Genomic DNA, 26,559 nt, shown 5'->3' with positions numbered 1-26,559 from the left:
ACAGGTACAACACCGCACCAGTGGGAGCGGGCTTGCCCCGCGAAGAGGCCGGCACTGGCAACCCAACTTGATCAGGTCACCCCAAACGGTGCCATTCCCGCCTGTCACGGGTCAGCAGTTCATTGCCAGCCTCTGGCCCATCTTCACCTGCCGGGTATTCGTGCACTTCGCCATCCTTGGCCCAGGCATCGAGAAAGGGCTGCACCGCGCGCCAGCCGTTCTCGATGTTGTCGGCCCGCTGGAACAGCGTCTGGTCACCGGTCAGGCAGTCGTAGATCAAGGTTTCGTAGCCCGTCGCCGGGGTCATCTTGAAGAAGTCCTTGTAGGCAAAGCCCAGCTCGACGTTCTCCATCACCAGCTCAGGCCCCGGGCGCTTGGCCTGCAGGTCGAACCACATGCCCTCATTGGGCTGGATCTGGATCTTCAGGTAGTTGGGCTTGGGCCGCTCCAGCTCCGACTCGCGGAACTGCGCATAGGGCGCGGGCTTGAAGCAGATGGCGATCTCGGTGTCGCGCACGCTCATGCGCTTGCCGGTACGCAGGTAGAACGGCACGCCGGCCCAGCGCCAGTTGTCGATCATCACCTTGAGTGCCACGTAGGTCTCGGTCTGGCTGTCTTCGCCGACATTGGCTTCCTGGCGATAGCCGGGCAAGCGCTTGCGCCCCAGCTTGCCCGCCGTGTACTGGCCTCGCACCGAGTTTTTCAGCGCCATCTTCGCCGACCACGGGCGAATGGCGCCGACCACCTTGGCCTTTTCGCCGCGCACGGCATCGGCGCCAAAGGCGGCCGGAGGCTCCATGGCGACCATCGCCAGCAACTGGAACAGGTGATTGGGGACCATGTCGCGCAGGGCCCCGGTGTTGTCATAGAACGCACCGCGGGTTTCGACGCCGACGGTCTCGGCGGCGGTGATCTGCACATGGTCGATGTAGTGGTTGTTCCAGAACGACTCGAACAGCCCGTTGGAGAAGCGGCTGACCAGAATGTTCTGCACCGTCTCTTTACCCAGGTAATGGTCGATGCGGTAGATCTGCCGCTCGCCCATCACCTTCAGCAAACAGGCGTTGAGTGCCTCGGCGCTGGCAAGGTCAGTGCCAAAGGGTTTCTCCACCACGACGCGACGAAAGCCACCGGCCGACTCGTCGAGCAGGCCGGCCTGGCCCAGGCGCAGGGCCACTTCGGGGAAGAAACGTGGCGAGGTGGCCAGGTAGAAGATCGCGTTGCCATGACGGGTCGCTTCGATGCGCTTGGCAATCGCCTGGTACGTGGCCGGATCAAGAAAGTCGCCGGTCTGGTAGTCCAGCCGTTTGGCCAGCCGCGCCCACCGTTTTTCGTCCAGGCACTTGGCGCTGCCCTCGCCGCCCTTGTCACGCTCCAGCATGAAGGCGTGCAGGCGCTCGGCGAACGCCTCGGCGGTGGCGGCATTGTGATCGACGCCAACGATGCGCAGGTTGCGGTCCAGCAACCCGTCACGGCTGAGGTTGTACAGCGCCGGCATCAGCAGGCGCTTGACCAGGTCGCCATTGGCGCCGAACAGAAACAGGGTGCAGGGAGGCGCTGCAGGGATCGTCTGTTTAGTCATTCGCCTTTCTTCTCGACATGCCCACCAAAGCCCAGGCGCATGGCCGAGAGCATCTTGTCGCCATACGTGCCCTGCTGCTGACGCGAACGGAAGCGGGCGAACAGCGCGCTGGACAGCACCGGCACTGGCACGGCCTGCTCCACGGCGGCATCGATGGTCCAGCGGCCCTCGCCACTGTCGGACACCGAACCACTGAACTGCGCCAACTGCGGGTCGGCCACCAGCGCGTCGGCGGTAAGGTCCAGCAACCAGGACGTGACCACACTGCCGCGGCGCCAGACTTCAGCGATCTCGGCCACATCGAGGTCAAAGCGCTGGTCTTCGGGCAGCTCGTTGCCGCCCTTGCTGCGCAGCAAGTCGAAGCCTTCGGCGTAGGCTTGCATCAGGCCGTACTCGATGCCGTTGTGCACCATTTTCACGTAGTGCCCGGCACCGGGTGGGCCTGCGTGGATGTAGCCATGCTCGGCGCGCTGGTACTCGCCCTCGCGGCCATGGGTACGCGGGATGTCGCCGACGCCGGGCGCCAAGGCCTTGAACAGCGGCTCGAGGCGCTCGAACACGTCCTTTTCGCCCCCGATCATCATGCAGTAGCCACGCTCCAGCCCCCACACGCCGCCAGAGGTGCCCACGTCCAGATAGTGCAGGCCACGTTTGGCCAGATCGGCGGCACGGCGCATGTCGTCTTTATAGAAGGTGTTGCCACCGTCGATGATCGCATCGCCCGGTTCCAGCAGGTCGGCCAGTTGGGCAATGGTCTGCTCGGTAGGGTCACCGGCCGGCAACATCACCCACACCGCACGCGGGGCCTTGAGTTTTTGCACCAGGGCGCCGAGGTCGTGGGCACCTTGTGCGCCCTCGCCCTCCAGCCCGACGACGGCGTCGCGGTTGCGGTCGTGCACCACGGTGCGATGGCCGGCGCCCATCAGGCGCCTTGCGATATTGCCGCCCATGCGGCCCAGCCCGACGATTCCCAGTTGCATGAGCCGATGCTCCCGTTTCGAAAATGGATGATGATGCAGTTAAGCGTTTCAGATTAGTCCAGCGTACCGCCCAAGGGTTCAGCGACGAACGGCGAGACCACGATAAACAAAAAAGTTCCCATGGGCGGCGAAAGAATTCAGAATGCGCCCCGCGTGAAGCGACTACGCTTTAACTGTCACCAGCCAAAACCGCGAGGTGTGCTCATGGGTACCTTGATGCCTGCTACTCCAACCCAGACCCTCTATGTCTCCGTACGCCGTGATGAGCTGCGTAAGTTGAAAGACGAACGTGACCAGTTGCGTCAGCAGGTCGCTCAGTTGCACATGATGCTTGAGCAAGCTCGCTCCGGCGACAAAGCTATCAATCTCTGATCGTGACCTTCCCCGGTGGGGGCTGACCGGCTCCCACGCTGCTGTACCTCCCCCTCTCCGCTTGCCTCTGCGGGCGCACCAAAACAGGGCATCCCCGTTCTCTGCGCGACGAAATGATGCGCGTCTGAAACCCTGTGCCCTACCCTCGAGCACCCCGTTCACATCGGGTCGCAGACGCCAACGTTTGCGTCTAAACCGGCCATAACGAAAGTGACCAGTGGGTCACCTTTTTTACTTCTTCTCTCCTACACTCAGCTTTCGGCCCGCCATTTGCTCATAGGAAGAGTGACGTAAAAAAGTCGAACTTTCACAAACGGCGGTGGGTCAGGAACTAAGTAGGCCAAATGCAAAGGGACCTCCCCCGCTTCGGCCCACCAACCCCATTCAGTCCAATCGCCTTCGGCCGGAATGCTGATCGCGCTGTGCCTGCGCGCACGACTCAGGGGCATGGATAGCACTACACGGATTTGAACCAGAGAGAACCAACACGAGATAACGCCGCGGGTGCCAGCACCCGGCCAAGCATAGGGACGGAGAGAAGTATGATCAGTGCCGCTGTCGAGCCTCACGTAGAGTCATTCAAACCGGACAACCGCGAGCCGCTTACCCCGGAATTCGCCACGACAGGCAAGGCACCCGGCGCACAGCGCCAGCACAACCCGAACAAACGCAAGATCCTGTTCGTCACCTCTGAAATCGCCGACTTGGTCAAGACCGGCGGCCTGGGCGACGTCTCTGCCGCCCTGCCCCGCGCCTTGGCGCACCTGCACGATGTGCGCGTATTGATCCCCGGCTATCGCCAGGTGATGGAGAGCGACAACCCGATTCACATCGTCGGCGAATTGGGCGGCCACGCCGCACTGCCGCCGTGCAAGATCGGCCGTATGGACCTGGCCGATGGCCTGGTCATCTATGTGTTGATCTGCCCTGAGCTGTACCAGCGTGACGGCACTCCCTATGGTGCCAACAATGGCCGCGACTGGCCCGACAACCATATCCGCTTCGCCCGCCTGGGCCTGGCTGCAGCCGAGATTGCTGCCGGCGAAGGCATGATCCACTGGAAGCCCGAAGTGGTGCACGCCCACGACTGGCCTGCAGGCCTGGCCCCGGCCTACATGCACTGGCGCGGGCTGAACACGCCGACCCTGTTCACCATCCACAACCTGGCCTACCAGGGCGTCTACAGCCGTGGCTGCAGCCCGGAGCTGGCAATCCCCGAGCACGCCATGCAGCAGGAAGGCATGGAGTTCTACGGCAAGCTGTCGTTCCTCAAGGCCGGCCTGGCCTACTCCAGCCACATCACCACGGTCAGCGCCACCTATGCCCGGGAAATCACCACCCCCGAGTTTGGCTGCGGCCTGGACGGTTTCCTTGCGGCCAAGGCCCAGCAAGGCCTGCTGGGCGGGATCCCCAACGGCATCGACGAAAGCTGGGACTCGGCCACCGACAAGCACCTGCAACACAACTTCAGCATCAATGACTGGGACGGTAAGGCGCGCAACGCAGAAGCCGTGCGCCAGCTGTTCGAGCTCGAACCCTCCGAGGGGCCGCTGTTTGCCGTGGTCTCGCGCCTGGTCTACCAGAAAGGCCTCGACCTGACCCTGGGTGTGGCCGACTACATCGTCGAGCAAGGCGGGCAGATCGCGATCATCGGCCGTGGTGAGCCGGAAGAAGAACAGGCCATGCGCGAACTGGCGCTGCGCCACCCGGGCCGTATCGGCGTGCGCATCGGTTTCAACGAGACCGACGCGCGGCGCATGTTCGCCGGCAGCGACTTCCTGCTGATGCCGTCGCGCTATGAACCATGCGGCCTGAGCCAGATGTACGCGCAGCGCTTCGGTTCACTGCCGGTGGCGCGCAACACCGGCGGCCTGGCCGATACCATCGAGTGTGGGGTCACGGGTTTTCTGTTCAACGAATCGACCGTCGAGAGCTACCGCGAAGCGCTGAGCCGCGCCTTCTATGTGTACGGCAAGAAAGACTTGCTCAACGCCATGCGCTGCCTGTCGATGACCCAGCCGTTCAACTGGTGCCAGGCGGTGGAACCCTACGCTCGCCTCTATGAGGACTTGGTCAAGCAGGCACAGTTCAGCCACAACTGAGCGGAGAATCGAAGATGCACAGGCATGGCGCACAGTTGTTGGACGCCACGTCGGCGCGCTTCGCCCTCTGGGCGCCTGATGCGCGCAGCGTGAGCGTGGAAATCGAGCAGCAGCCGCCGGTCGAGCTGCTGCCCGACAATGATGGCTGGTACACCGGCACCGCCCCGTGCCAGGCCGGCGATCGCTATCACTATCGGATCGACGGCAAACTGCAGGTAGCGGACCCCGCGTCGCGCTACCAGCCCGAGGGCGTGCAGGGGCCGAGCGAACTGGTGGATGTGGCCAGCTACGACTGGCAACACCCCTGGCAGGGCCGCCCGTGGCACGAAGCGGTCATTCAGGAATTGCACGTCGGCGTGCTGGGCGGCTATGCCGGGGTTGCCCGGCAACTGCCACGCCTGGCCGCCATCGGCATCAGTGCTGTCGAATTGATGCCGCTGGGGCAGTTTCCGGGTGAACGCAACTGGGGGTACGACGGCGTGCTGCCGTTCGCGCCGCAGAATACCTACGGCAGTCCGCAGCAGCTGTGCGCGCTGGTCGACAAGGCCCATGGCGAAGGGTTGATGGTGCTGGTGGACGTGGTCTACAACCACTTCGGCCCGGACGGTAATTACCTGCACCAGTACGCCAGCCCGTTTTTCCGCGAAGACCAGCAGACGCCGTGGGGCGCGGCCATCGACTTCCGCCGCGCCGAGGTGCGCGAGTTCTTCATCCAGAACGCCCTGATGTGGCTGTGCGACTACCGCTGCGACGGCCTGCGCCTGGATGCGGTGCACGCCATCGACCAGCCAGACTTTCTCGTCGAGCTGGCGCAACGGGTACGCGCTGCGGTGGAGCCTGGCCGGCATGTGTGGCTGGTGCTGGAGAACGAGCACAACCAGGCCTTTTTGCTGGAGCAAGGTTTCGACGCGCAGTGGAATGACGACGGCCACAACGCCCTGCACGTGCTGCTGACCGGCGAAACCGAAGGCTATTACGCCGACTACAAACAGCGCCCCATCGACCAGCTCGCCCGCTGCCTGTCGGAAGGCTTCGTGTTCCAGGGCCAGGCCAACCGCCATGGCGAGCCGCGCGGTGAACCCAGTGGGCACCTGGCGCCGAGCGCGTTCGTGCTGTTCTTGCAGAACCACGACCAGATCGGCAACCGCGCCCTGGGTGAACGCCTGACCCGCCTGTGCCCGCCGCCAGCCCTGCGTGCGGCCACGGGCCTGCTGCTGCTGGCGCCGATGATCCCGCTGCTGTTCATGGGCGACGATGACGGCAGTTGCCGCCCGTTCCTGTTCTTTACCGACTTTCACGATGAACTGGCCGATGCCGTGCGCGAAGGCCGACGCGGCGAATTCGCCCACTTCACCGCATTTGCCGACCCCGCGCAGCGTGAGCGCATTCCCGACCCCAACGCCGAGCAGACATTCGAGTCATCACGCCCGCAGCACAACGAGGTCATTGCCGGCTGGCACGGCCTCTATCAGCAGTTGCTCGACCTGCGCCGTCGCCATGTCATCCCGCACCTGCCTGGCAGCCGTGCGCTGGGCGCCGACGTGCACGGCGACAAAGCGCTCAGCGCACGCTGGCGGCTGGGCGATGGCAACACCTTGCGCATCGACTTGAACCTGGCCGCAAGCCCCCAAGCCGTGGAACTACCCCCTGCCGCAACACGGCTGTTCGACAGCAGTGACAACCGCCACCCCGATACCCATCTGGCCGCGTACAGCTGCGTGGTCAGCCTGATTCCCCCTGGCCAGGAGCGCCCATGAGCGAAACCGCCCTGCACCGTCTGGCGGCCCGCGTCGGGCTCAGCCGTGACTGGATCGATGCCAACGCCCGGCCCCAGCAAGTCAGTGACGCCGTACTGCGCAACGTCCTCGAAGGTTTGGGCCACCCCGCCGCCGACGAGACCGCCATCCAGGCCAGCCTGCGCGCTGTGGAGGCCGCCGAGGACAGCGAGCACCTGCCGCCCTTGCTGACCGTCGAGCTGGGCCAACCGCTGGCCCTGCACCGCTATTTCAGCGCAGGCAGCGCGGTGCGTTGCACCTTGGAAGACCACAGCCAGCACAGCCTGGCACTGGACAGCCAGGCTCGCCTGCCCGGCGAACTGCCCTTGGGCTACCACAGCCTGGAAATCGACGGCCGCACCTTCACCGTGGCGGTGGCGCCGTCGCGCTGCTACAGCCTCGAAGACAGCGTGCCGCAACCGCCGCCGCGCTGCTGGGGCCTGGCCGTGCAGCTGTACAGCCTGCGCCGCAGCGGCGATGGCGGCTACGGCGATTGCCTGGCGCTGGAGCAACTGGCGCGTACGGCCGCCGAGCGCGGTGCGGACGCCTTGGCCATCAGCCCGATCCACGCCCTGTCGTCCATCGACCAGCAGCACTACAGCCCCTACTCGCCCTCCAGCCGCCTGCTGCTCAACAGCCTTTATGCCAGCCCGGCCGCGCTGTTTGGCGAGCGCGCCGTGCGCATGGCCATCGAAGCCTGCGGGCTGCAGCAGCAGCTCGAAGACCTGGAGCAACGCCCGCTGGTCGACTGGCCCCGCGCTGCCAGTGCCCGCCTGCGCCTGCTCGAAGCGCTGTACCAGGACTTCAGCCAGGGCGATCACCCGCTGCGCAAGGACTTCGACAGCTACCGCGAAGCCGCCGGCCAGGCCCTGGAGCACCACTGCCGCTTCGAGGTGCTGCAGGCACAAGCGGTGGAGCATGGCCTGGGCGCCGACTGGCGCAAGTGGCACAGTGCCTGGCACGACCCCTACCACGCCGAGGTCGAAGCCTTCGCCAATGCCTACCCGGCCAAGGTCGAGTTCCACGCCTTCTGCCAATGGCTGACCGAACGCAGCCTGCAACGAGCCCAGGAGGCCGCCCGTGGCAATGGCATGGCCGTCGGCCTGATCGCCGACCTGGCGGTAGGCGCCGACGGTGCCGGCAGCCAGGCCTGGAGCCGCCAAGACGAGTTGCTGGCCAACCTCAAGGTCGGCGCGCCGCCCGACATTCTCAACCGCTCGGGGCAGGACTGGGGCATTTGCGCGTTCTCCCCAGAAGGCCTCAAGCGCAATGGCTACCGCGCCTTCATCGAGATGCTGAGGGCCAACATGGCCCATGCCGGTGGACTGCGCATCGACCACGTCATGGGCCTGCGTCGGCTGTGGCTGATCCCCCGGGGCGCCAAGCCCAGCGAGGGCGCATACCTGAACTACCCCCTCGAAGACCTGCTGCGCCTGCTGGCGCTGGAGTCGGTGCGCCACCAGGCGATCATCCTCGGCGAAGACCTCGGCACCGTGCCCGAAGGCCTGCGCGAACACTTGGCCGACAAGGCCGTGCTGGGCATGCGTGTGCTGCCCTTCGAGCAGACCCAACCCGGCCACTTCAGGCCCATTCTCGACTGGCCGGACAGCGCCCTGGCCACCACCGGCACCCACGACCTGGCCCCGCTGGCCGGCTGGCTGCAGAACCGCGACATCGACTGGAGCCATCGCCTGCAGTTGATCGACGCCGCCACCGAACTCCATTGGCGCCAGGAGCGCCAGCAAGAACACGACGGCCTGCGCCGCACCCTGGAGGCCAACTACGGCCCCTTGCCCGACAACGACGCGGTTATCGATGCCGCCCTGCGCTACGTCGGCCATACCCGCGCCCCGCTGGTGCTGGTGCCACTTGAAGACCTGCTGGGCTGCGACGAACAACCCAACCTGCCCGGCACCACCGAAGGGCACCCCAATTGGCGCCGGCGCTTCGCCCTGCCGGTGCGCGAACTGCTCGACGACGAAGACGCCGCACGGCGCCTGGAGCTGCTGGCCCAGGCCCGTGAACAAGCCTGGGAGCGTGACCGATGAAGCCCTTGACCGCGACCCTGCGCCTGCAATTTCACAGCGACTTCACCCTTGATCACGCCGTGCCGCTGGTGCCGTATTTTGCCCAGTTAGGCATCAGCCACCTGTATGCCTCGCCGATTCTCAAGGCCCGCGCCGGCTCCCGCCACGGTTACGACGTGGTCGACCCGACCCAGGTCAACCCGGAGCTTGGCGGTGAGGCTGCACTGGAGCGCCTGGTGGCCGCACTGCGCCAGCACGGCATGGGGCTGATCCTCGACACGGTGTCCAACCACATGGCCGTGGGCGGCGCCGACAACCCGTGGTGGCAAAGCCTGCTGGCCTGGGGCCGGCGTAGCCCGTATGCGGCGTTCTTCGATATCCAGTGGCACTCCAGCGACCCGCTGCTGGCCGGCCAGTTGCTGCTGCCCTTCCTGGGCAGCGATTACGGGGCGGCCTTGAAGCAAGGCGATATGCCGCTGACCTTCGACAAGCACCACGGTGTGCTGCAGATTGCCCACTACGAACACCGGTTCCCCATCTGCCCGATCGACTACGGCTGGATCCTCGCGCAAAGCCCCGAACCCGCCTTGCAGGCGTTGGCCGCGCATTTCACTGCCCTGCACGACAGCGCCCAACCGCTGGCCGACGCCCTGCCCTTGCAGGCTGAACTGGCGCGCCTGGTAAAAGACGGCGCCGACCTCGACGCGGCCCTGCTCGCTTTCGATAGCCGCAGCGAGGCCGGTTTCAAGCGCCTGCACCTGCTGCTCGAACGCCAGACCTACCGCCTGGCCAGCTGGCGCACCGCCGCCGACGACATCAACTGGCGGCGCTTCTTCGATATCAACGAGCTGGGCGGCCTGCGGGTCGAGCGCGCCGTGGTATTCGAAGCCACCCACGCCAAGCTGTTCGAACTGATCGAACGCGGCCTGGTGGACGGCCTGCGCATCGACCATATCGACGGCCTGGCCGACCCACGCGGCTATTGCCGCAAACTGCGCCGAAGGGTCGATGGCCTGCTGGCCCGGCGGCCCTTGCATGCGGCGCTGGAGCACTTCCCGATCTACGTGGAGAAGATTCTCGGGGCCAACGAACACCTGCACCGCGACTGGCTCACCGACGGCACCACCGGCTACGAGTTCATGAACCAGGTCTCGCTGCTGCAACACGACCCGGCGGGCGAAGCGCCGTTGACCGAGCTCTGGGCCAACGTCAGCGAACGCCCGGACTTCACCGAGGAGGTGCGCCTGGCCCGCCACCTGGTGCTCAACGCCAGCCTGGCCGGTGACTGCGAATCGGTGGCCCAGGCGTTGCTGCAAGTGGCTCGCGACGACCTGATGACGCGTGACCTGACCCTTGGCGCCATCCGCCGGGCCTTGCAGGCGCTGGTCGCGCATTACCCGGTGTACCGCACCTACTTCAACGCCTGCGGCCGCCCAGCCGAGGACGAAGCGTTCTTCCAGCAGGCCTTGGCCGCTGCCCGCCAGGACCTTGGCGAGGCAGACTGGCCACTGCTCGAACAGCTCGAACGATGGCTGGGTGGCCAGCCTTGGCGTGGCCTACCACCGGGCCGGCCGCGCAAGCACCTGCGCCATGCCTGCGTGCGGTTCCAGCAACTGACCGCACCCAGCGCCGCCAAGGCAGTGGAAGACACCGCCTTCTACCGCAGTGCGCGGCTGCTGTCGCGTAACGACGTGGGCTTCGAGGCCGAGCGCTTCAGCGCGGGCCCAGCGTATTTCCATAACGAGGCACAGCGGCGCCTGCGCGACTTCCCCGACAGCCTGCTGGCCACCGCTACCCACGACCATAAACGCGGCGAAGACACCCGCGCCCGCTTGGCGGTGCTCAGCGAACGCGGGCCGTGGCTGGCCAGCCGCGTGGAGCATTGGCGCGAGCTGGCGGCGCCCCTGCGGGCGCAACTGGACGATGGCCTGGCACCCAGCCCCGGTGATGAGCTGATGCTGCTGCAGACGCTGCTGGGCAGTTGGCCGCTGAGCCTTGAGCCACACGATGACGGCGCACTGCGCCAGTACGCCGAGCGCCTGCGGCAATGGCAGCAGAAGGCCCTGCGCGAAGCCAAGTTGCGCAGCAGCTGGAGCGCCCCGAACGACGCCTACGAGGCCGCCTGCGCACGCTACATCGATGGCCTGCTGCTCGATGGCGAAAACCAGCAGTTGCGCAAGTCGCTGGCCGATGCCGCCCAGCTCATCGCCTGCCCAGGCGCGCTCAACGGCCTGGTCCAGGCGCTGTTGCGCATGACCGTGCCCGGCGTGCCCGACCTGTACCAGGGCAATGAATACTGGGACTTCAGCCTGGTCGACCCCGACAACCGCCGCCCAGTCGACTACGCCAGCAGGCGCCGCACCCTGGACGACGCCACGCCGGTCGCCGAGCTGCTGGCGCACTGGCGCGATGGCCGAATCAAGCAAGCGCTGGTGGCGCGGGTGCTGGACTGTCGCCAGGCGCATGCCGAACTGTTCCGCCGTGGCGCCTACCTGCCGCTGACCGTGCAGGGCCGGCATGCCGACAAGGTGCTGGCCTTCGCCCGCCTGGGTGACGACGAGCGCGCCATCGTGATTGCGCCGCGCCTGGCCAGCGGCCTGCTCGGTAGCGCCCCTACACCGTTGATCCCGGCCCATAACTGGGACGACACCCGGCTGATACTGCCGTTTGCCTTGTCGCCTGCCAACTCGACGGGACTTTTCCCCTGTGCTGCGGTCAGCCTTTCAAAGGAGCTGCCGTTGAGCGCCGTACTGTCGGAATTTCCAGTCAATGTGTTGATACAACAATCTTGAGCATCAGGAGCGTCATGATGAGTGTCGATGAAAAACGTATTCGTGAATTTGCCTACCAGATCTGGGAATCGGAAGGTAAGCCGGTCGGTGAGGAGGAGCGCCACTGGGACATGGCGCGCAAGCTCGCCGAGGCTGAAGCGCTCGCACCCAAGGCAGCGCCACGCAAGAAAGCGCCGGCCAAGCCTAAGGTAGCGGCAGAGCCGGTTCAGAAACCTGCAGCGGTGAAGAAGCCTCGCGCGGTGAAGAAGCCAGCTGCTGGTTAAACCTGTACCGGCCTCTTCGCGGGGCAAGTCGGATCGCCGCACCGCCGCTCCCACACAGTCAGGCCTGCACCCTCCCTGTGGGAGCGGCGGTGCGGCGATCCGACTCGCCCCGCGAAGAAGACGGCACAGACGCTGCACTGTTTCCCCCTTCACCACGGCCACACGAGGACCGCCATGAGCCCCCGCATCCCGAAGAAAACCCGGTCAGTCGCCCCATCGCGCATTCGCGAAGGTATGCCCTTCCCCCTCGGCGCCACCTGGGACGGGCTTGGGGTCAACTTCGCCCTGTTCTCGGCCAATGCCACCAAGGTTGAGCTGTGCCTGTTCGACTCCAGCGGCGAACAGGAAATCGAACGCATCGAACTGCCCGAGTACACCGACGAGATCTACCACGGCTACCTGCCCGACGCGCACCCGGGCCTGGTCTACGGGTACCGCGTCTACGGCCCTTACGAGCCCGAGAACGGCCACCGCTTCAACCCCAACAAACTGCTGATCGACCCCTACGCCAAGCAACTGGTCGGCAGCCTGAAATGGTCCGAGGCCCTGTTCGGCTACACCATCGGCCACCCCGACGGCGACCTGTCGTTCGATGAGCGTGACAGCGCGCCCTTCGTGCCCAAATGCAAGGTTATCGACCCGGCCTTCACCTGGGGCCGCGATCAGCGCGTGCAGATACCGTGGGAGCGCACCATCCTCTACGAAGCCCATACCCGCGGCATCAGCATGCGCCACCCGGCGGTGCCCGAAGCGCTGCGCGGGACCTTCGCCGGCCTTGCCAATGACGAGTTGCTCAAGCACATCAAGGACCTGGGCGTTTCCAGCATCGAACTGCTGCCGATCCACGCCTTCGTCAACGACCAGCACCTGCTGGACAAGGGCCTCAACAATTACTGGGGCTACAACAGCATTGCCTTTTTCGCCCCCCACCCCCGCTACCTGGCCAGCGGCAAGATCGCCGAATTCAAGGAGATGGTTGCGCACCTGCATGACGCCGGCCTGGAGGTGATTCTGGATGTGGTCTACAACCACACTGCCGAAGGCAACGAGCGTGGCCCGACGCTGTCCATGCGCGGCATCGACAACGCCTCCTACTACCGCCTGATGCCCGATGACAAGCGTTACTACATCAACGATTCGGGCACCGGCAATACCCTGGACCTGAGCCACCCTTGCGTGCTGCAACTGGTCACCGACTCACTGCGTTACTGGGCCGGTGAGATGCACGTGGATGGCTTCCGCTTCGACCTGGCGACCATCCTTGGCCGTTACCATGACGGCTACAGCGAACGCCACGGGTTCCTCGTCGCCTGCCGCCAGGACCCGATGCTGAGCCAGGTCAAGCTGATTGCCGAACCTTGGGACTGCGGCCCCGGTGGCTACCAGGTGGGCAACTTCGCGCCCGGCTGGGCCGAGTGGAACGACCGCTTCCGCGATACCGTGCGGGCGTTCTGGAAAGGTGACGAAGGCCAGCTGGCCGACTTCGCTTCGCGCATGACCGCGTCGGGCGACATGTTCAACAACCGCGGCCGGCGCCCCTATGCCTCGGTCAATTTCGTCACCGCCCACGATGGTTTCACCTTGCGCGACCTGGTGTCCTACAACAACAAGCACAACGAGGACAACGACGAGAACAACCAGGACGGCACCGACAACAACCTGTCGTGGAACTGTGGCGCCGAAGGCCCCACCGACGACCCGGAAATCAATGCCCTGCGCATGCGCCAGATGCGTAACTACTTCGCCACCCTGTTGTTTGCCCAAGGCACGCCGATGATCGTCGCCGGCGACGAGTTCAGCCGCACTCAGCACGGCAACAACAACGCCTATTGCCAGGACAGCGAGATCGGTTGGGTCAACTGGGACCTGGACGACGAGGGCGCCGCGCTGCTGGCCTTCGTCAAGCGCCTGACCCGCCTGCGCCTGGCCTACCCGGTGCTGCGCCGCTCACGCTTTCTGGTGGGCGACTACAACGAGGCGATCGGGGTCAAGGATGTCACCTGGTTGGCGCCGGATGGCAGCGAGATGAGCGTCGAGCAATGGGAAGACCCCCATGGCCGGTGCCTGGGCATGTTGATCGACGGGCGTGCCCAGGTCAGCGGCATCGCCCGGCCAGGCGCCGAGGCGACGGTGCTGCTGATCGTCAATGCCCATCATGACGTGGTGCCGTTCCAGTTGCCGACCGTGCCTGACGGTGATTACTGGAGCTGCCTGGTGGATACCGACCGGCCAGAGTTGCGCAAGGGGCAGCACTTGGCGTTCGAGAGCACGTTCGAGGTGAAGGGGCGCTCGATGCTATTGATGGTGTTGCAACGCGAGGAAGAGTGAACCCGAAGGGCCCTGACCGGTCCCTTGTAGGAGCGGCCTTGCGTCGCGAAAGGGCTGCGCAGCGGCCCCTGGATTTCAGCTTCGCCGCAGAGCTGAATTTCAGCTTCGCCGCAGAGATTGCTGGGGCCGCTGCGCGACCCTTTCGCGACGCAAGGCCGCTCCTACAAAGGCCGTGCGTGACGTTTTAACAGAGGAGCCACTGTGAACCTCGAAGCCGGCAGTGCAGGTTTCGCCACCGTCAACCAGGCCCCGGCCGTGCATCGGCTGCGGGTACTCACGGTCAACACCCACAAGGGGTTTACCGCCTTCAACCGGCGCTTCATCCTGCCGGAACTGCGCGAGGCGGTGCGCAGTACCCAGGCCGACATCGTCTTCCTCCAGGAAGTGCTGGGCAGCCACGACCGCCACGCTGCGCGCTACCCCGGTTGGCCGCAAACCTCCCAGTACGAATTTCTCGCCGACAGCATGTGGAGCGACTTCGCCTACGGCCGCAACGCGGTCTACCCCGACGGCCACCATGGCAACGCCCTGCTGTCGAAGTACCCGATCATCGAGCACCGCAACCTCGACGTCTCGATCACCGGCCCCGAACGCCGTGGCCTGTTGCATTGCATCCTCGATGTGCCCGGCCCACACCAGGTGCATGCCATCTGCGTGCACTTGTCGCTATTGGAAAGCCACCGCCAGCAACAGTTGCAGCTGCTGCGCAGGTTGCTCGAATCACTGCCGGAAGGCGCCCCGGTGATCATCGCCGGCGACTTCAATGACTGGAAGCTGCGCGGCAATCGCACCTTGGGCCTGCGCAACGACTTGCACGAAGCGTTCGAGCGCCACCACGGGCACTTGGCGCGCACCTACCCCGCGCGCATGCCGCTGCTGCGCCTGGACCGTATCTACCTGCGCAACGCCGAAAGCCATGCACCTCGGATTCTGGGGCACAAACCTTGGACGCACCTCTCCGACCATCTGCCGCTGGCCGTCGAGGTCAAGCTGTAGCAATCATTCTTCATAGCCAAGCAGCGGTAAATAGCGAACTTCGATATCCCCGAGTATTTCACTCAACAAATCAGCTACTTGTACCGAATCACAGGCTATGAACAGATTCTTCACGCTTTCTTGACGCAAGCCCAGACCTCTCCTTAGCTGAACAGTATCTAGTCGTAAAGATCTCGCGCCGGGCCTCTAGCTCGCGCCTTCGTGCGCGTTTGCGAAAGCAGGCGTGCTGGTTTGGGTCGCCCCCTGTTTTTGCCGTACAGCTCGTGACAACAGGCCAGGTCCTTGGGCTGTACCACAAAAACTACGGAGATCCGCCATGAAAAGAACCTCGAATCCCTTGCGCTTCGACAGCATTTTCTGCGCGGTTTCCACGTCGCTGCTTCTGGCAACCCCGGTGGAAACTTTCGCATTCGACTTGCAGGACGACCCGACCTCCCCCCGTTTTCTGCAACAAGCGGCGGTCCCGCAGCTATCGCTCGACCCGGTCAGCGCTAGCGGGTTGAACATCGGTACCCTCAACGCATTCTCGGAAAAGATGTCCGAGCGCCACGACCAGGGAGTAGCCGACCTGGTCGCCAGCCAGTGGTCGCAATTCTTCCCTGGCGCCCCGCGCACCGGTGCACAGCCGCCCGACCAGTTAGAGGCCCCCAGCCAGCAACTGATGATCGGCCCGGACCTGTTCATGCGTGAAACCACGGCGGGCAATGTGCACCGCGCGGGCATCTTCGTTGGCCACAACAACCTGCAGAGCAGCTTCAATGGCATTCGCCCGCTGCTGGGCGACAAGCAGCGCAATGCCGTGAACCTGAGTGGCGAAAGCCTGGGCGTGTACTGGAGCATGACCCATGAACGGGGCTGGCACCTGGATGCCGTGGCCATGGGCTCGCGTATCGATATCAATGGCCGTGGCGAGAGCGGCCAGCGCCTGGACGACAGCGGCCATGCCATGACCTTCTCGCTGGAAGGTGGCTACCCGATCGGCCTGGGCGGGGGTTGGGTGATCGAGCCGCAGGCACAGTTGATCAACCAGCAGTTTTTCCCCGGCAGCCGCGTGCAGGAGGAGACGCTGCAGGCATTCGACAGCCAGCCCAGCTGGAGCGGCCGGGTCGGTGCCAAGTTGTCCGGGCGCTACGAGGTGCGTGGCATGCCGATCGAACCCTACGTGCGGACCAACGTCTGGTATGACTTCAGCAATGCCGACGAGGTGAAGCTGGACCAGGTCGACAAAATTTCCAGCTCGCGGTATTCGACCACAGTGGAATTGGGGTTGGGGCTGGTAGCCCGGGTGACGCCGAATGTGGCGTTGTTTGTGAGTGCCGACTACAGCAGCGATGTGGATGACAATGACCTGAATGGGTTGATCGGCAGCCTTGGGGTGCGGATGCGCTGGTAGCCGGTAACCCCGGTTTGTGTGTAGGAGCGGCCTTGCGTCGCGAACGGGGTGCGTAGCAGCCCCTGGATTTCAGCTTCGCCGCAGAGATTGCTGGGGCCGCTGCGCAGCCCTTTCGCGACGCAAGGCCGCTCCTACAACGCAACCGAGTTGGCCGATCGATCAGGCCGGTTTGAGGATCAATACGCCCAGCGGCGGCAGGTTCAGCGCCAGCGACAATGGCTGCCCATGGCTGGATACCTGGTCACTTTCCACGGCCCCCAGGTTGCCTACATTAGACCCTGCATACAGTTCGGCATCGCTGTTCAGCAGTTCTTCCCAGCGCTCGCCAAACGGCACGCCAATCCGGTACCCCTCGCGCGGCACCGGGGTGAAGTTGGCCACCACCAGCAACGGCTCGCCATTGCTGCTCCAGCGCAGCCAGGCATACACGCTGTTTTGCGCGTCGTCGCCGATCAGCCACTGGAAGCCCTGGGGCTGGCAATCCTGTTCGTGCAGCGCCGGCACCTCGCGGTACAGCCGGTTGAGGTCGCCGACCAAGCGCTGCACGCCCTTGTGCTCGGGGTACTGCAGCAGGTACCAGTCCAGCTCGCTGTCGTGGTTCCACTCGCGCCACTGGCCAAATTCGCAGCCCATGAACAACAGCTTCTTGCCCGGGTGCGCCCACATGAACGTCAGGTAGGCCCGCAGGTTGGCGAACTTCTGCCAGCGGTCGCCCGGCATCTTGTCGATCAGCGAATGCTTGCCATGCACCACTTCGTCGTGGGAAATCGGCAGGATGAAATGCTCGGAGTAGGCATAGATCAGCCCGAAGCTCATCTCGTTGTGGTGATAGGTGCGGTGCACCGGGTCGTTCTGGATGTAGTGCAAGGTGTCGTGCATCCAGCCCATGTTCCACTTGTAGGCAAAGCCCAGCCCGCCCTGCTGGATCGGCTGGCTGACGCCCGGCCAGGCGGTGGACTCTTCGGCGATGATCAACGCGCCAGGAGCCTCGTGCGCCGCCACGCCATTGAGGTGGCGGATGAAGTCGATGGCCTCCAGGTTCTCGCGCCCGCCATGGCGGTTGGGCACCCACTCGCCGGCCTTGCGCGAGTAGTCGCGGTAGAGCATCGATGCCACCGCGTCGACCCGCAGGCCGTCGATGTGGAACTGCTTGAGCCAGAGCAACGCCGAGGCCAGCATGAAGCCGCGCACTTCGTTACGCCCAAGGTTGTAGATCAGCGTGTTCCAGTCCTGGTGGTAACCCTCCAGCGGGTTCTCGTATTCGTACAAGGCGGTGCCGTCGAAACGCGCCAGGCCATGTTCGTCGGTGGGGAAATGCGCCGGCACCCAGTCGAGGATCACACCGATGCCGCCCTGGTGGCAGGCGTCGATGAAGGCGGCGAAATCTTCGGCACTGCCGTAGCGTGAGGTGGGCGCGAACATCGACAGGGGCTGGTAGCCCCACGAGCCGCCGAACGGGTGCTCCATGATCGGCATCAGTTCGATGTGGGTGAAGCCCAGCGCCTGCACATAGGGAACCAGACGCTCGGCCAGCTCGCGCCAGTTGTAGTAACGCGCGACTTCGCCCAGGTCATCCAGCTCGCATTGCCACGAGCCGACATGCAACTCATAGATCGACAGGGGCGCGCTGTAGGCGTGACGTTGCGCACGCTGCGCCATCCAGTCGTGGTCCTGCCAGGGGTGGCTGAGCGCGCTGGCCACCTTCGACGCCGTGCTCGGCGGCAGTTCGGTGGCACGGGCCAGCGGGTCGGCTTTCAAGGGCAACACACCGTCTTTGCCCAGCACCTCGAACTTGTAGGTTTCGCCAACGCCAAGGCGTGGCACAAACAGCTCCCAGACCCCTGCACTGTGACGCAGGCGCATGGGGTGACGGCGGCCGTCCCAGTTGTTGAAGTCACCCACCACCGACACCCGTCGGGCATTCGGTGCCCACACCGAGAAGCACACGCCGTCGACGCCGTCGGCCTGCATCGGCTGCGCACCGAAGCGCCCCGACAGGTCACGGTGGTTGCCCTCGGCGAACAGGTACAGGTCCATATCGCCCAATTGCGGGCCAAAGCTGTACGGGTCTTCGGTCACCTGCTCGCCGCCGGCCCAAGCAATGTGCAGCTGGTACGGCTGTGCCTCATCAAGGTGCGCGGTAAACAGCCCCGGCAGGCTGCCCTGGCGCATTTCGGCGAGTACGCGCCCATCGTCGCGCGCCAGTACGCGCACGTTCAGGGCAGTGGGCAAGAAGGCGCGCACGAACTGCCCACCCGCGCCATCGCCATGGGGGCCAAGTACCGCAAATGGATCGGCGTGCTCGGCGCGGGCCAGGGCGTCGAGGTCCCGTTGCCGAAGACCGCCGTTTTCACGCGTGGTTGCATTCATCTATGACTCTCCCCAGGTACTGATCAGTCCATGCAAGCCATGCAAAGGCACGGCCAGCCAATTCGGTCGATTTTCAGCTTCGTATGTGATTTCGTACGCGGCTTTTTCCAGGCAGAACAATTCCAGCGCGGCACGCTCGCCTTCCGCCTGTTGCCAGGCGTGGGGCATGGCAGCGGTGGCCAGGCCATAGGCTTCGACAAAGGCATGCCGCGACTGGTGCAGGTACTGCCTGGCCACCCGTTGCCGCGCCTTGCGCGCAGGGTCGGAAAGGTCCACGGCAGAGGCGCTGCGCAGAATCATCGCAGCAGCATAGTCGAAGGATCGCAGCACGCCGCTGACATCTTTGTAGGGGCTGTGCCGGGCCCGGCGCTCTTCCACGGGGCGGGACGGCTCACCCTCGAAATCGATCAGGTAGGCATCGCCCTGCACCACCAGCACCTGGCCCAGGTGCAGATCGCCGTGCACCCGCATCAGCAAGCCGCCCTGGGCTTGGTGCGCGAGGTTATCGATGTGCTGGGCAAGGCCGTCGCGCTGTTGCTGCAGGTCATCTACCAGCGCCTGGCTGTCACTGTCGAGGCTGTCGCGGTGCTGGGCCAGCAGGTCGAGGGCGTGGGTCAGTTCGGCACTGATCTGGCTGCTCCAGCGTTCGCTGTCCCGGGCATCGCTTGGGCGCGGCTGGAAGGCGGTGTCTTCGGTCGGTGCCGCCAGCAACAGGTGCATTTCGCCCAGGCGCTGGCCGAGCAAGGCGGCGAAGCCGTCGAGTTCGGCCAGCGCATCGGTGTGGGCTTCGCTGGCCGCGCTGGACGGCTCCATTTCGTCGCGGATGGCCCGTTCCAGGGTGTTCTGGGTCCAGGCCCAGGCATCGCCCTGGTTGCTCAGGTAGCCCTGGGCAATCATCAGCAGGTGCGGGGTGGCGTGCTCGTCCACGCGGCTGACCCACGCCAGCAGCGGCGAAATATTGGTAAAGCCCGCCGCGGTCAGGTAGGCGCTCATCTCAAGCTCGGGGTGAATGCCCGGGTTGACCCGGCGGATCAACTTGAGCACCACCCGGTCAGCGACCACCACCGAGCTGTTGGACTGCTCGGCACTCAAGTAGCGCACCGGGCTGTCTTCGCCAAGCCCCAGCCCGGCCAGTTGATCGGTGCACTCGAAGCGCAGCTCGCCCAGGCCATTGCCGCACGGCAGCCGGTGGCGCTCCTGGCAGGCACGTAGCACGGCGCGGATAAACGGCTCGAGGACGAACGCGTCGGTGATCAGGCCGACCTGGCGGCCACGGCGCACCCGCGACAGCGCCAGCTGCTGGGGCAAGGCGCTGTTGATCTGCTCTTCGGGCAACAGGCCGAAGGGCAGTTGGTAGTGGTTGGCCACACCGTCGCTGAGCACCTCCAGCTCGCTGAGCAGCACCGGTGTGGTCGCGGTGCCGAAGCGCACGCCATAGCGCAGGCGAACCTGGTCGAGCGGCCCTTCCTTGCCGGCGAACCAGCGCCGTTTAGGCAGGTACTGCGGCAGTATCGAGCCTTCGAGTATTTCGCTGGAAGGCGCTTCGAGCAACTCTTCCAGGCGCTTGCGCAGCACCAGTGTGGTCAATTCGGGTAACCCCTCGGTAGCCTGGATGTGCCAGCTGGGCATGCGGTCGTGCGAGGCCAGCAGGAACCAGTAGAACGCATACGGCGGTAACGTGAGCAGAAAAGGCAACTGGCCGATCGGTGGGAAGGCGCTGCCACCGAGCATTTCCACCGGCACTTTATCGGCGTATTGCGACAGCTCCAGTTCAGCGGCCTGTGCGGCACGGGACACGTTGGCCACACACAGGATCACCTCGCTGTTGCCGTCCTGGTCGACGTACTCGCGCAGGTAAGCGAGGATGCGCCGGTTGCTCGGTGTGAGCATGCGAATGCTGCCCCGGCCAAAGGCCTTCTGCTGGTTGCGCACCGCCAGCAGGCGGCGGTTCCAGTTGAGCAGCGAATGCGGGTCGTGGGCCTGGGCTTCGACGTTGACCGTCTGGTAGCCGTACAGCGGGTCCATGATCGGCGGCAGCACCAGGCGCTGCGGGTCGGCGCGGGAGAACCCGCCGTTGCGGTCCGGCGACCATTGCATGGGGGTGCGCACGCCATCGCGGTCGCCCAGGTAGATGTTATCGCCCATGCCCAGCTCATCGCCGTAGTACAGGGTCGGTGTGCCGGGCATCGACAGCAGCAGGCTGGTCAGCAGTTCGATGCGCCGGCGGTCGCGTTGCAGCAAAGGCGCCAACCTGCGGCGGATGCCGAGGTTGATACGCGCGCGGCGGTCTTCGGCGTAGTAGTTCCACAGGTAGTCGCGCTCGCGGTCGGTGACCATCTCCAGGGTCAGCTCATCGTGGTTGCGCAGGAAGATCGCCCACTGGCAGTGGGCGGGGATCTCTGGGGTCTGGCGCAGGATGTCGGTGATCGGGAAGCGGTCCTCCATCGCCAGGGCCATGTACATGCGCGGCATCAGCGGGAAGTGGAAGGCCATGTGGCACTCGTCGCCGTCGCCCTCGCCAAAGTACGGGCGGGTGTCTTCGGGCCACTGGTTGGCTTCGGCCAGGAGCATGCGGTCCGGGTAGTTGGCGTCGATCTCGGCGCGGATGGCTTTGAGCACCCGGTGGGTCTCGGGGAGGTTTTCGTTGTTGGTGCCGTCGCGCTCGATCAGGTAGGGGATGGCGTCCAGGCGCAGGCCGTCGACGCCCAGGTCGAGCCAGAAGCGCATCACCCCGATCACGGCCTTGAGCACCTGCGGGTTGTCGAAGTTGAGGTCGGGCTGGTGCGAGTAGAAGCGGTGCCAGAAGTATTGGCCGGCGACCGGGTCCCAGGTCCAATTGGACTTTTCGGTGTCGAGGAAGATGATGCGTGTGCCGTCATACTTCTGGTCGTCATCCGACCACACGTAGAAGTCGCGCGCCTTGCTGCCGCGCTTGGCCAGGCGGGCGCGCTGGAACCACGGGTGCTGGTCGGAGGTATGGTTGATGACCAGTTCGGTGATCACCCGCAGGCCGCGCTTGTGCGCCTCGGCAATGAAGCGCCGGGCGTCGGCCATGCTGCCGTAGTCGGGGTGCACGGCCTTGTACTCGGCGATGTCGTAGCCGTCGTCGCGCCGTGGCGAGGGGTAGAACGGCAGCAGCCAGAGGGTGTTGACGCCCAGTTCGGCGATGTAGTCGAGCTTGCTGATCAGCCCGGCGAAATCGCCAATGCCGTCGTTGTTGGCGTCGAAGAACGACTTGATGTGCAGCTGGTAGATCACCGCGTCCTTGTACCACAGCGGGTCGTCGATGAAGGCTGCCGGGCGGGAACGCTTGGCCATGGGTGACTCCTTTCAATTGCGGGTTCAGCACCGCCCCTGAGGGACTAACGGGCCTTTTCTATGCGCCAGATACCAAACGGCTGATGCCAGGGTTCGATACGCATCCACTGGGTCTTGCCGTGCCAGGTCCAGCGGTGGCCGTTCATCAAGTCTTCACCCAACGTGTCGGCATTGTCGTCCAGCCCCAACTCCCACAGCGGCAACTCGAAGCTGGCTTCCTGGGCGTTGTGCGGGTCCAGGCTGATGGCCACCAGGATGAAGTTGTCGCGCTCGGGCGTGCGCTTGGCGAAGTACAGGATGTTGTCGTTCCAGCAATTGAAGAACGCCACCCCCAGGTGCGTCTGCAGGGCGCGGTTCTGCCGGCGAATTCGGTTGAGCTGGGCGATCTCGGCAATGATGTTGCCGGGTTGGGTGAAATCACGCGGGCGGATTTCGTACTTCTCCGAATCGAGGTATTCCTCCTTGCCGGGCAGCGGTGTGGCTTCGCACAGCTCGAAGCCCGAATACATGCCCCACAACCCCGACCCCATGGTGGCGAGGGCCGCGCGAATGAGAAAACCGGCACGCCCTGAGGTGTGCAGGAAAAACGGGTTGATGTCGGGTGTGTTGACGAAGAAGTTGGGCCGGTAGCACAGGCTCCACGGTGGCTGGTTGAGCTGTTCGTAGAACTCGCGCAATTCCTGCTTGGTGTTGCGCCAGGTGAAATAGGTGTAGCTCTGCGCGTAGCCGACCTTACCCAGGCGCGCCATCATTGCAGGCTTGGTGAAGGCTTCGGCGAGAAAGATCACGTCCGGGTGCTGGCTGCGCACATTGGCGATCAGCCATTGCCAGAATGGCAACGGCTTGGTGTGCGGGTTGTCGACGCGGAAGGTCTTGACGCCCTCCTCGACCCAGCCGACCACCACATCGCGCAGCGCCAGCCACAGCGAAGGCACGGCGTCGGGGGCGTAGAAGTCGACGTTGACGATGTCCTGGTACTTCTTCGGCGGGTTTTCCGCATAGCGGATGGAGCCGTCGGGGCGCCAGCTGAACCAACCAGGGTGCTGTTTGAGCCACGGGTGGTCCTGGGAGCACTGGATGGCGAAATCCAGGGCGATTTCCAGGCCATGCTCGGCAGCGGCGGCTACCAGGCGGCGGAAGTCTTCACGGGTGCCCAATTCAGGATGAATGGCATCGTGCCCGCCTTCGTCGCTGCCGATGGCGTATGGGCTGCCCGGGTCGCTGGGCGCTGCCTGCAAGGCATTGTTGCGACCCTTGCGGTGCTGCTTGCCAATCGGATGAATGGGTGGGAAATACAGCACGTCAAAGCCCATGTCGCGGATCATCGGCAGGCGTTCGTGCACGTCATTGAAGGTGCCGTGGCGCTCGGGGCTGTCGGTGATCGAACGCGGAAACAGCTCGTACCAACTGGCGAATTGCGCGGCGGGGCGGTCGACGTCGAGGGGGAAGTCACTGCTGCGGGTCAAGTAGCTGCGGTGCTCGGCCTCGCTCATCAGCCGCGCGGTGCTCTCGCACAGAAACACCGCCACTTGGTCATCGGCGCTCAACCCAGGCAAGCGCTGCTGCACGGTTTGCAGTTCGTCACGCAACGCGCCTTGGCTCAGCTCGATGCCTTTGCCCAGCATCAACCTGCCTTCTTCCAGCTCCAGCTTCACCTCCACCCCGGCGTGGTACTTTTTCTCCAGGTCGTGGCAGTAGGTGGCGAACGGGTCGATCCAGGCTTCGATGCTGAACAGGTGCGGGCCGAGCTCGGTCGGGGTGAACTCGGCCAGCCACAGGTCATTGCCCGGCGACTGCATCGGCACGCAGTGCCAGCGCCGGCTGTTCGCCTGGCGCCAATTGAGCATCACGGCCAGGCGGTCGTGGCCGTCGCTGTAGACCTTGCTGCTGACTGCGACCGCCTGGCCGCTGATGGCCTTGACGGCGAACGTACCACCGTCGAGCGCGGGTTGCGTGCCTTCGATCACGATGCGCGGCGCCAGCAGCGCCTGGGACAGGCTGATGGCCTGCTCCGGGTGATCATTCGCCGCAGGCACGCTCTGGAAGGGCTCGTTTCGTGACATCGGACCTTGCTCCCTTAGGCTGGTGGCGGTAAGGGTTCAGAGCCGAGCGCGGGCGTGGGGGTTCAAAAAAATTGAGCGAATGGCAGCCCCTGACAGTCAGAGCCTGCAGCACCTCTTCATTCACCCACGCGAGGTCAGGCCATGAACATTCCCATTCCACCGGAGACACCCGATCCCAACATCGACGACCCCAGCTTGCCGCCGCCCGTACCGGAAGAAGACCCGGACGAGCTGCCGATCAAGCCGACGGTACCGCCGACAGTGGGCGACCCGCCGAGCCAGGAGCCACCAGTGAAGGCTTAAGGATAGAGGCTTTTACAGTGGCTGCACTGGCCTCTTCGCGGGCTTACCCGCGAAGAGGCCGGCAGCGCAAACCTGTCAACCCGCAGAGACCGCCGAAATTTCCGCCGAGCTGATTTCGCGCATCCGAAACTTCTGCACCTTGCCCGTCACCGTCATCGGGAACTCGTCGACAAAGCGGAAATGCCGCGGCACCTTGTAATGCGCGATACGTGCCTTGCACCAGCCGTGCAGCTCATCAACCGTAGCGCTATGCCCCGGATGCAGCTTGATCCAGGCCACCACCTCTTCGCCATATTTGCTGCACGGAATGCCGATCACCTGCGCATCGGCCACCGCCGGGTGGGTATAGAAGAACTCCTCCAGCTCGCGTGGATAGATGTTCTCGCCACCGCGGATGATCATGTCCTTGTTGCGCCCGACGATGCGCACATGGCCCTCTTCGTCCATCACCGCCAGGTCGCCCGAGTGCATCCACCCCGCGGGGTCGATGGCATCTGCCGTGGCCTGCGGATTGTCCCAGTATCCCAGCATCACGCTGTAGCCACGGGTGCACAATTCGCCGATTTCGCCCCTGGGTACGATGCAGCCGTCGGCATCCACCAGCTTGTTCTCCAGCTGCGGCTGGGTGCGGCCGACCGTGGTCACGCGCAGTTCAAGCGCGTCATCCGGGCCGGTCTGCAGTGATACCGGGCTGGTCTCGGTCATGCCGTAGGCGATCTGCACCTGGGCCATGTGCATCTGGTCGATGACCCGGCGCATCACCTCGATCGGGCAGGTGGCGCCGGCCATGATGCCGCTGCGCAGGGTCGAGAGGTCCATGCCCTGGCGGGCCGGGTGGTCGAGCATGGCGATGAACATGGTGGGCACGCCGTAGAGGATGCTGGCGCGCTCTTCGGCAACCGCTCGCAGGGTCAGCTCGGCATCGAAGGCGTCATTGGGGTAGACCATCGTGCTGCCATGGGTAATGCAACCGAGGTTGGCCATGACCATGCCGAAGCAGTGGTACAACGGCACCGGGATCACCATGCGGTCGTCGCTGGTCAGGCCCAGGCTCTCGCCGACCATGAAACCGTTGTTGAGGATGTTGTAGTGGCTGAGCGTCGCCCCCTTGGGTGCGCCAGTGGTACCGGAGGTGTACTGGATGTTCACCGGCTGGTCGAACTGCAGGCTCTGCTGGCGGGCCTGATAGGCTTCGGCAGGCGTCTGCCCTGCCCGCTCTGCCAGCGCAGGCCAGGGCAGAAAGCCCTGCGGCGGGTTGCAGGCCAGGCTGATCACCCCGTGCAGATCGGGCAAGCGTTCGCTGGCCAGCTCACCGGGGGCCGCTGCAGCCAGTTCCGGTACCAGCTCCTGGACCATGGCGTGGTAATCGGAGGTCTTGAAGGTATCGGCGCACACGAGCCAGCGGCAGCCGGACTGTCGCAGCACGTATTCCAGCTCACCCACGCGGTAGGCCGGGTTGATGTTGACCAGAATCGCGCCGACCTTGGCGCTGGCCAGTTGCAGGATGCACCACTGGGCGCAGTTGGGCGCCCAGATGCCGACCCGGTCGGCGGTGCCTACGCCCAGGGCCATCAAGGCGCGGGCGTGTACATCGACCTGTTCGGCCAGCTGCCCCCAGGTGTACCGTAGGCCCTGGTGGCGCACCACCAACGCTTCGCGGTCGGGGTAACGGGCCACGGTGGCGTCGAAGGCCTGGCCGATGGTCAGGGTCAGCAAGGGCCGGTCCTGGCGACCGCAGGTATAGCTCGGTTGACTCATGGGTGTCCCTTCTTGTGGTTGTTCTGGGCACGATTGAAGCAAGCGGGAGATACTCTGGCGCAGATTTACGTTTACGTAAAGGTGACGCTGAGATTGACAGTAATAGAAGGCAGGTTTACGTTAACGTAAAGGTGAAA

At 64.7% G+C, this 26,559-nt stretch carries 16 protein-coding genes; 10 read left to right on the top strand and 6 right to left on the bottom strand.

The window, feature by feature from the left end:
• Positions 1–76: 76 nt before the first annotated feature.
• On the bottom strand, positions 77–1,582 hold the full coding sequence (zwf, locus tag PC358_RS00160) for a glucose-6-phosphate dehydrogenase (RefSeq protein WP_033696698.1): 1,506 nt from the start codon (positions 1,580–1,582) through the stop codon (positions 77–79).
• Entirely contained in the window at positions 1,579–2,601 is a 1,023-nt protein-coding gene (gene gnd, locus PC358_RS00155; protein ID WP_276325163.1) for a phosphogluconate dehydrogenase (NAD(+)-dependent, decarboxylating), read from the bottom strand. The genes zwf and gnd overlap by 4 nt, the downstream gene beginning before the upstream one ends.
• 165 nt (positions 2,602–2,766) lie before the next feature.
• Here gnd and PC358_RS27825 point away from each other — a divergent pair, with 165 nt between their 5' ends.
• The 9 genes from PC358_RS27825 (at position 2,767) to PC358_RS00115 (ending at position 16,610) form a co-directional block, all read left to right on the top strand.
• The gene (locus tag PC358_RS27825) at positions 2,767–2,934 is read left to right on the top strand and encodes a DUF6026 family protein (protein ID WP_077068354.1); all 168 of its coding nucleotides are present in this window, start codon (positions 2,767–2,769) and stop codon (positions 2,932–2,934) included.
• 542 nt (positions 2,935–3,476) lie between these two features.
• Positions 3,477–5,036, top strand: coding sequence for a glycogen synthase GlgA (gene glgA / locus PC358_RS00150; RefSeq protein WP_033696695.1), 1,560 nt, complete (start codon positions 3,477–3,479; stop codon positions 5,034–5,036).
• Positions 5,037–5,050: 14 nt separating this feature from the next.
• Positions 5,051–6,793, top strand: coding sequence for a malto-oligosyltrehalose trehalohydrolase (gene treZ, locus PC358_RS00145; protein WP_033696694.1), 1,743 nt, complete (start codon positions 5,051–5,053; stop codon positions 6,791–6,793).
• Positions 6,790–8,859 (top strand): 4-alpha-glucanotransferase, encoded by a 2,070-nt coding sequence (malQ, locus tag PC358_RS00140; protein WP_033696693.1) that lies wholly within the window; start codon positions 6,790–6,792, stop codon positions 8,857–8,859. Before treZ ends, malQ begins: the two co-directional genes overlap by 4 nt.
• On the top strand, positions 8,856–11,630 hold the full coding sequence (locus tag PC358_RS00135) for a malto-oligosyltrehalose synthase (RefSeq protein ID WP_033696692.1): 2,775 nt from the start codon (positions 8,856–8,858) through the stop codon (positions 11,628–11,630). Before malQ ends, PC358_RS00135 begins: the two co-directional genes overlap by 4 nt.
• A 14-nt stretch (positions 11,631–11,644) precedes the next feature.
• Entirely contained in the window at positions 11,645–11,893 is a 249-nt protein-coding gene (locus PC358_RS00130) for a DUF2934 domain-containing protein (RefSeq protein WP_033696691.1), read from the top strand.
• 174 nt (positions 11,894–12,067) lie between these two features.
• On the top strand, positions 12,068–14,221 hold the full coding sequence (gene glgX, locus PC358_RS00125) for a glycogen debranching protein GlgX (protein WP_033696687.1): 2,154 nt from the start codon (positions 12,068–12,070) through the stop codon (positions 14,219–14,221).
• Between the two features lie 201 nt (positions 14,222–14,422).
• Entirely contained in the window at positions 14,423–15,217 is a 795-nt protein-coding gene (locus PC358_RS00120) for an endonuclease/exonuclease/phosphatase family protein (protein ID WP_033696686.1), read from the top strand.
• Positions 15,218–15,533: 316 nt separating this feature from the next.
• Positions 15,534–16,610: an autotransporter domain-containing protein gene (locus PC358_RS00115; protein ID WP_033696685.1), complete on the top strand. Its 1,077-nt coding sequence runs from the start codon at positions 15,534–15,536 to the stop codon at positions 16,608–16,610.
• Positions 16,611–16,769: 159 nt separating this feature from the next.
• Here the strand turns inward: PC358_RS00115 and glgB are convergent, their stop codons facing one another.
• Genes glgB through PC358_RS00100 form a run of 3 tightly spaced genes read right to left on the bottom strand, consistent with a single transcriptional unit; the run spans position 16,770 to position 24,361 of the window.
• Positions 16,770–18,980, bottom strand: a complete 2,211-nt coding sequence (glgB, locus tag PC358_RS00110; protein WP_033696684.1) for a 1,4-alpha-glucan branching protein GlgB — start codon at positions 18,978–18,980, stop codon at positions 16,770–16,772.
• The gene (gene treS / locus PC358_RS00105) at positions 18,981–22,298 is read right to left on the bottom strand and encodes a maltose alpha-D-glucosyltransferase (RefSeq protein ID WP_033696683.1); all 3,318 of its coding nucleotides are present in this window, start codon (positions 22,296–22,298) and stop codon (positions 18,981–18,983) included.
• Between the two features lie 44 nt (positions 22,299–22,342).
• Complete coding sequence (locus PC358_RS00100) at positions 22,343–24,361, bottom strand: alpha-1,4-glucan--maltose-1-phosphate maltosyltransferase (protein ID WP_033696682.1); 2,019 nt, start codon at positions 24,359–24,361, stop codon at positions 22,343–22,345.
• A gap of 141 nt (positions 24,362–24,502) precedes the next feature.
• Here PC358_RS00100 and PC358_RS27865 point away from each other — a divergent pair, with 141 nt between their 5' ends.
• Positions 24,503–24,664, top strand: coding sequence for a hypothetical protein (locus tag PC358_RS27865; protein ID WP_003251307.1), 162 nt, complete (start codon positions 24,503–24,505; stop codon positions 24,662–24,664).
• Between the two features lie 75 nt (positions 24,665–24,739).
• On the opposite strand, the gene PC358_RS00095 is transcribed toward PC358_RS27865, so the two are convergent.
• A complete protein-coding gene (locus PC358_RS00095; protein ID WP_033696681.1) occupies positions 24,740–26,422 on the bottom strand; it encodes an AMP-binding protein in 1,683 nt (560 codons plus the stop codon).
• Between the last annotated feature and the right edge of the window lie 137 nt (positions 26,423–26,559).

It is taken from the genome of Pseudomonas capeferrum, assembly GCF_000731675.1.
Classification (GTDB): Bacteria; Pseudomonadota; Gammaproteobacteria; order Pseudomonadales; family Pseudomonadaceae; genus Aquipseudomonas; species Aquipseudomonas capeferrum.
The sequence above is the reverse complement of the archived record's forward strand: the minus strand, read 5'-3'. Positions and strand labels throughout refer to the sequence as shown.

Excerpts from the sequence above, each read along its gene's own strand:
- glgA (WP_033696695.1), top strand. The coding sequence starts at position 3,477 with ATGATCAGTGCCGCTGTCGAGCCTCACGTAGAGTCATTCAAACCGGAC.
- PC358_RS27825 (WP_077068354.1), top strand. The coding sequence starts at position 2,767 with ATGGGTACCTTGATGCCTGCTACTCCAACCCAGACCCTCTATGTCTCC.
- treS (WP_033696683.1), bottom strand. The coding sequence starts at position 22,298 with ATGGCCAAGCGTTCCCGCCCGGCAGCCTTCATCGACGACCCGCTGTGG.
- PC358_RS00100 (WP_033696682.1), bottom strand. The coding sequence starts at position 24,361 with ATGTCACGAAACGAGCCCTTCCAGAGCGTGCCTGCGGCGAATGATCAC.
- PC358_RS00130 (WP_033696691.1), top strand. The coding sequence starts at position 11,645 with ATGATGAGTGTCGATGAAAAACGTATTCGTGAATTTGCCTACCAGATC.
- PC358_RS27865 (WP_003251307.1), top strand. The coding sequence starts at position 24,503 with ATGAACATTCCCATTCCACCGGAGACACCCGATCCCAACATCGACGAC.
- zwf (WP_033696698.1), bottom strand. The coding sequence starts at position 1,582 with ATGACTAAACAGACGATCCCTGCAGCGCCTCCCTGCACCCTGTTTCTG.
- malQ (WP_033696693.1), top strand. The coding sequence starts at position 6,790 with ATGAGCGAAACCGCCCTGCACCGTCTGGCGGCCCGCGTCGGGCTCAGC.
- treZ (WP_033696694.1), top strand. The coding sequence starts at position 5,051 with ATGCACAGGCATGGCGCACAGTTGTTGGACGCCACGTCGGCGCGCTTC.
- PC358_RS00115 (WP_033696685.1), top strand. The coding sequence starts at position 15,534 with ATGAAAAGAACCTCGAATCCCTTGCGCTTCGACAGCATTTTCTGCGCG.
- PC358_RS00135 (WP_033696692.1), top strand. The coding sequence starts at position 8,856 with ATGAAGCCCTTGACCGCGACCCTGCGCCTGCAATTTCACAGCGACTTC.
- glgB (WP_033696684.1), bottom strand. The coding sequence starts at position 18,980 with ATGAATGCAACCACGCGTGAAAACGGCGGTCTTCGGCAACGGGACCTC.
- PC358_RS00095 (WP_033696681.1), bottom strand. The coding sequence starts at position 26,422 with ATGAGTCAACCGAGCTATACCTGCGGTCGCCAGGACCGGCCCTTGCTG.
- glgX (WP_033696687.1), top strand. The coding sequence starts at position 12,068 with ATGAGCCCCCGCATCCCGAAGAAAACCCGGTCAGTCGCCCCATCGCGC.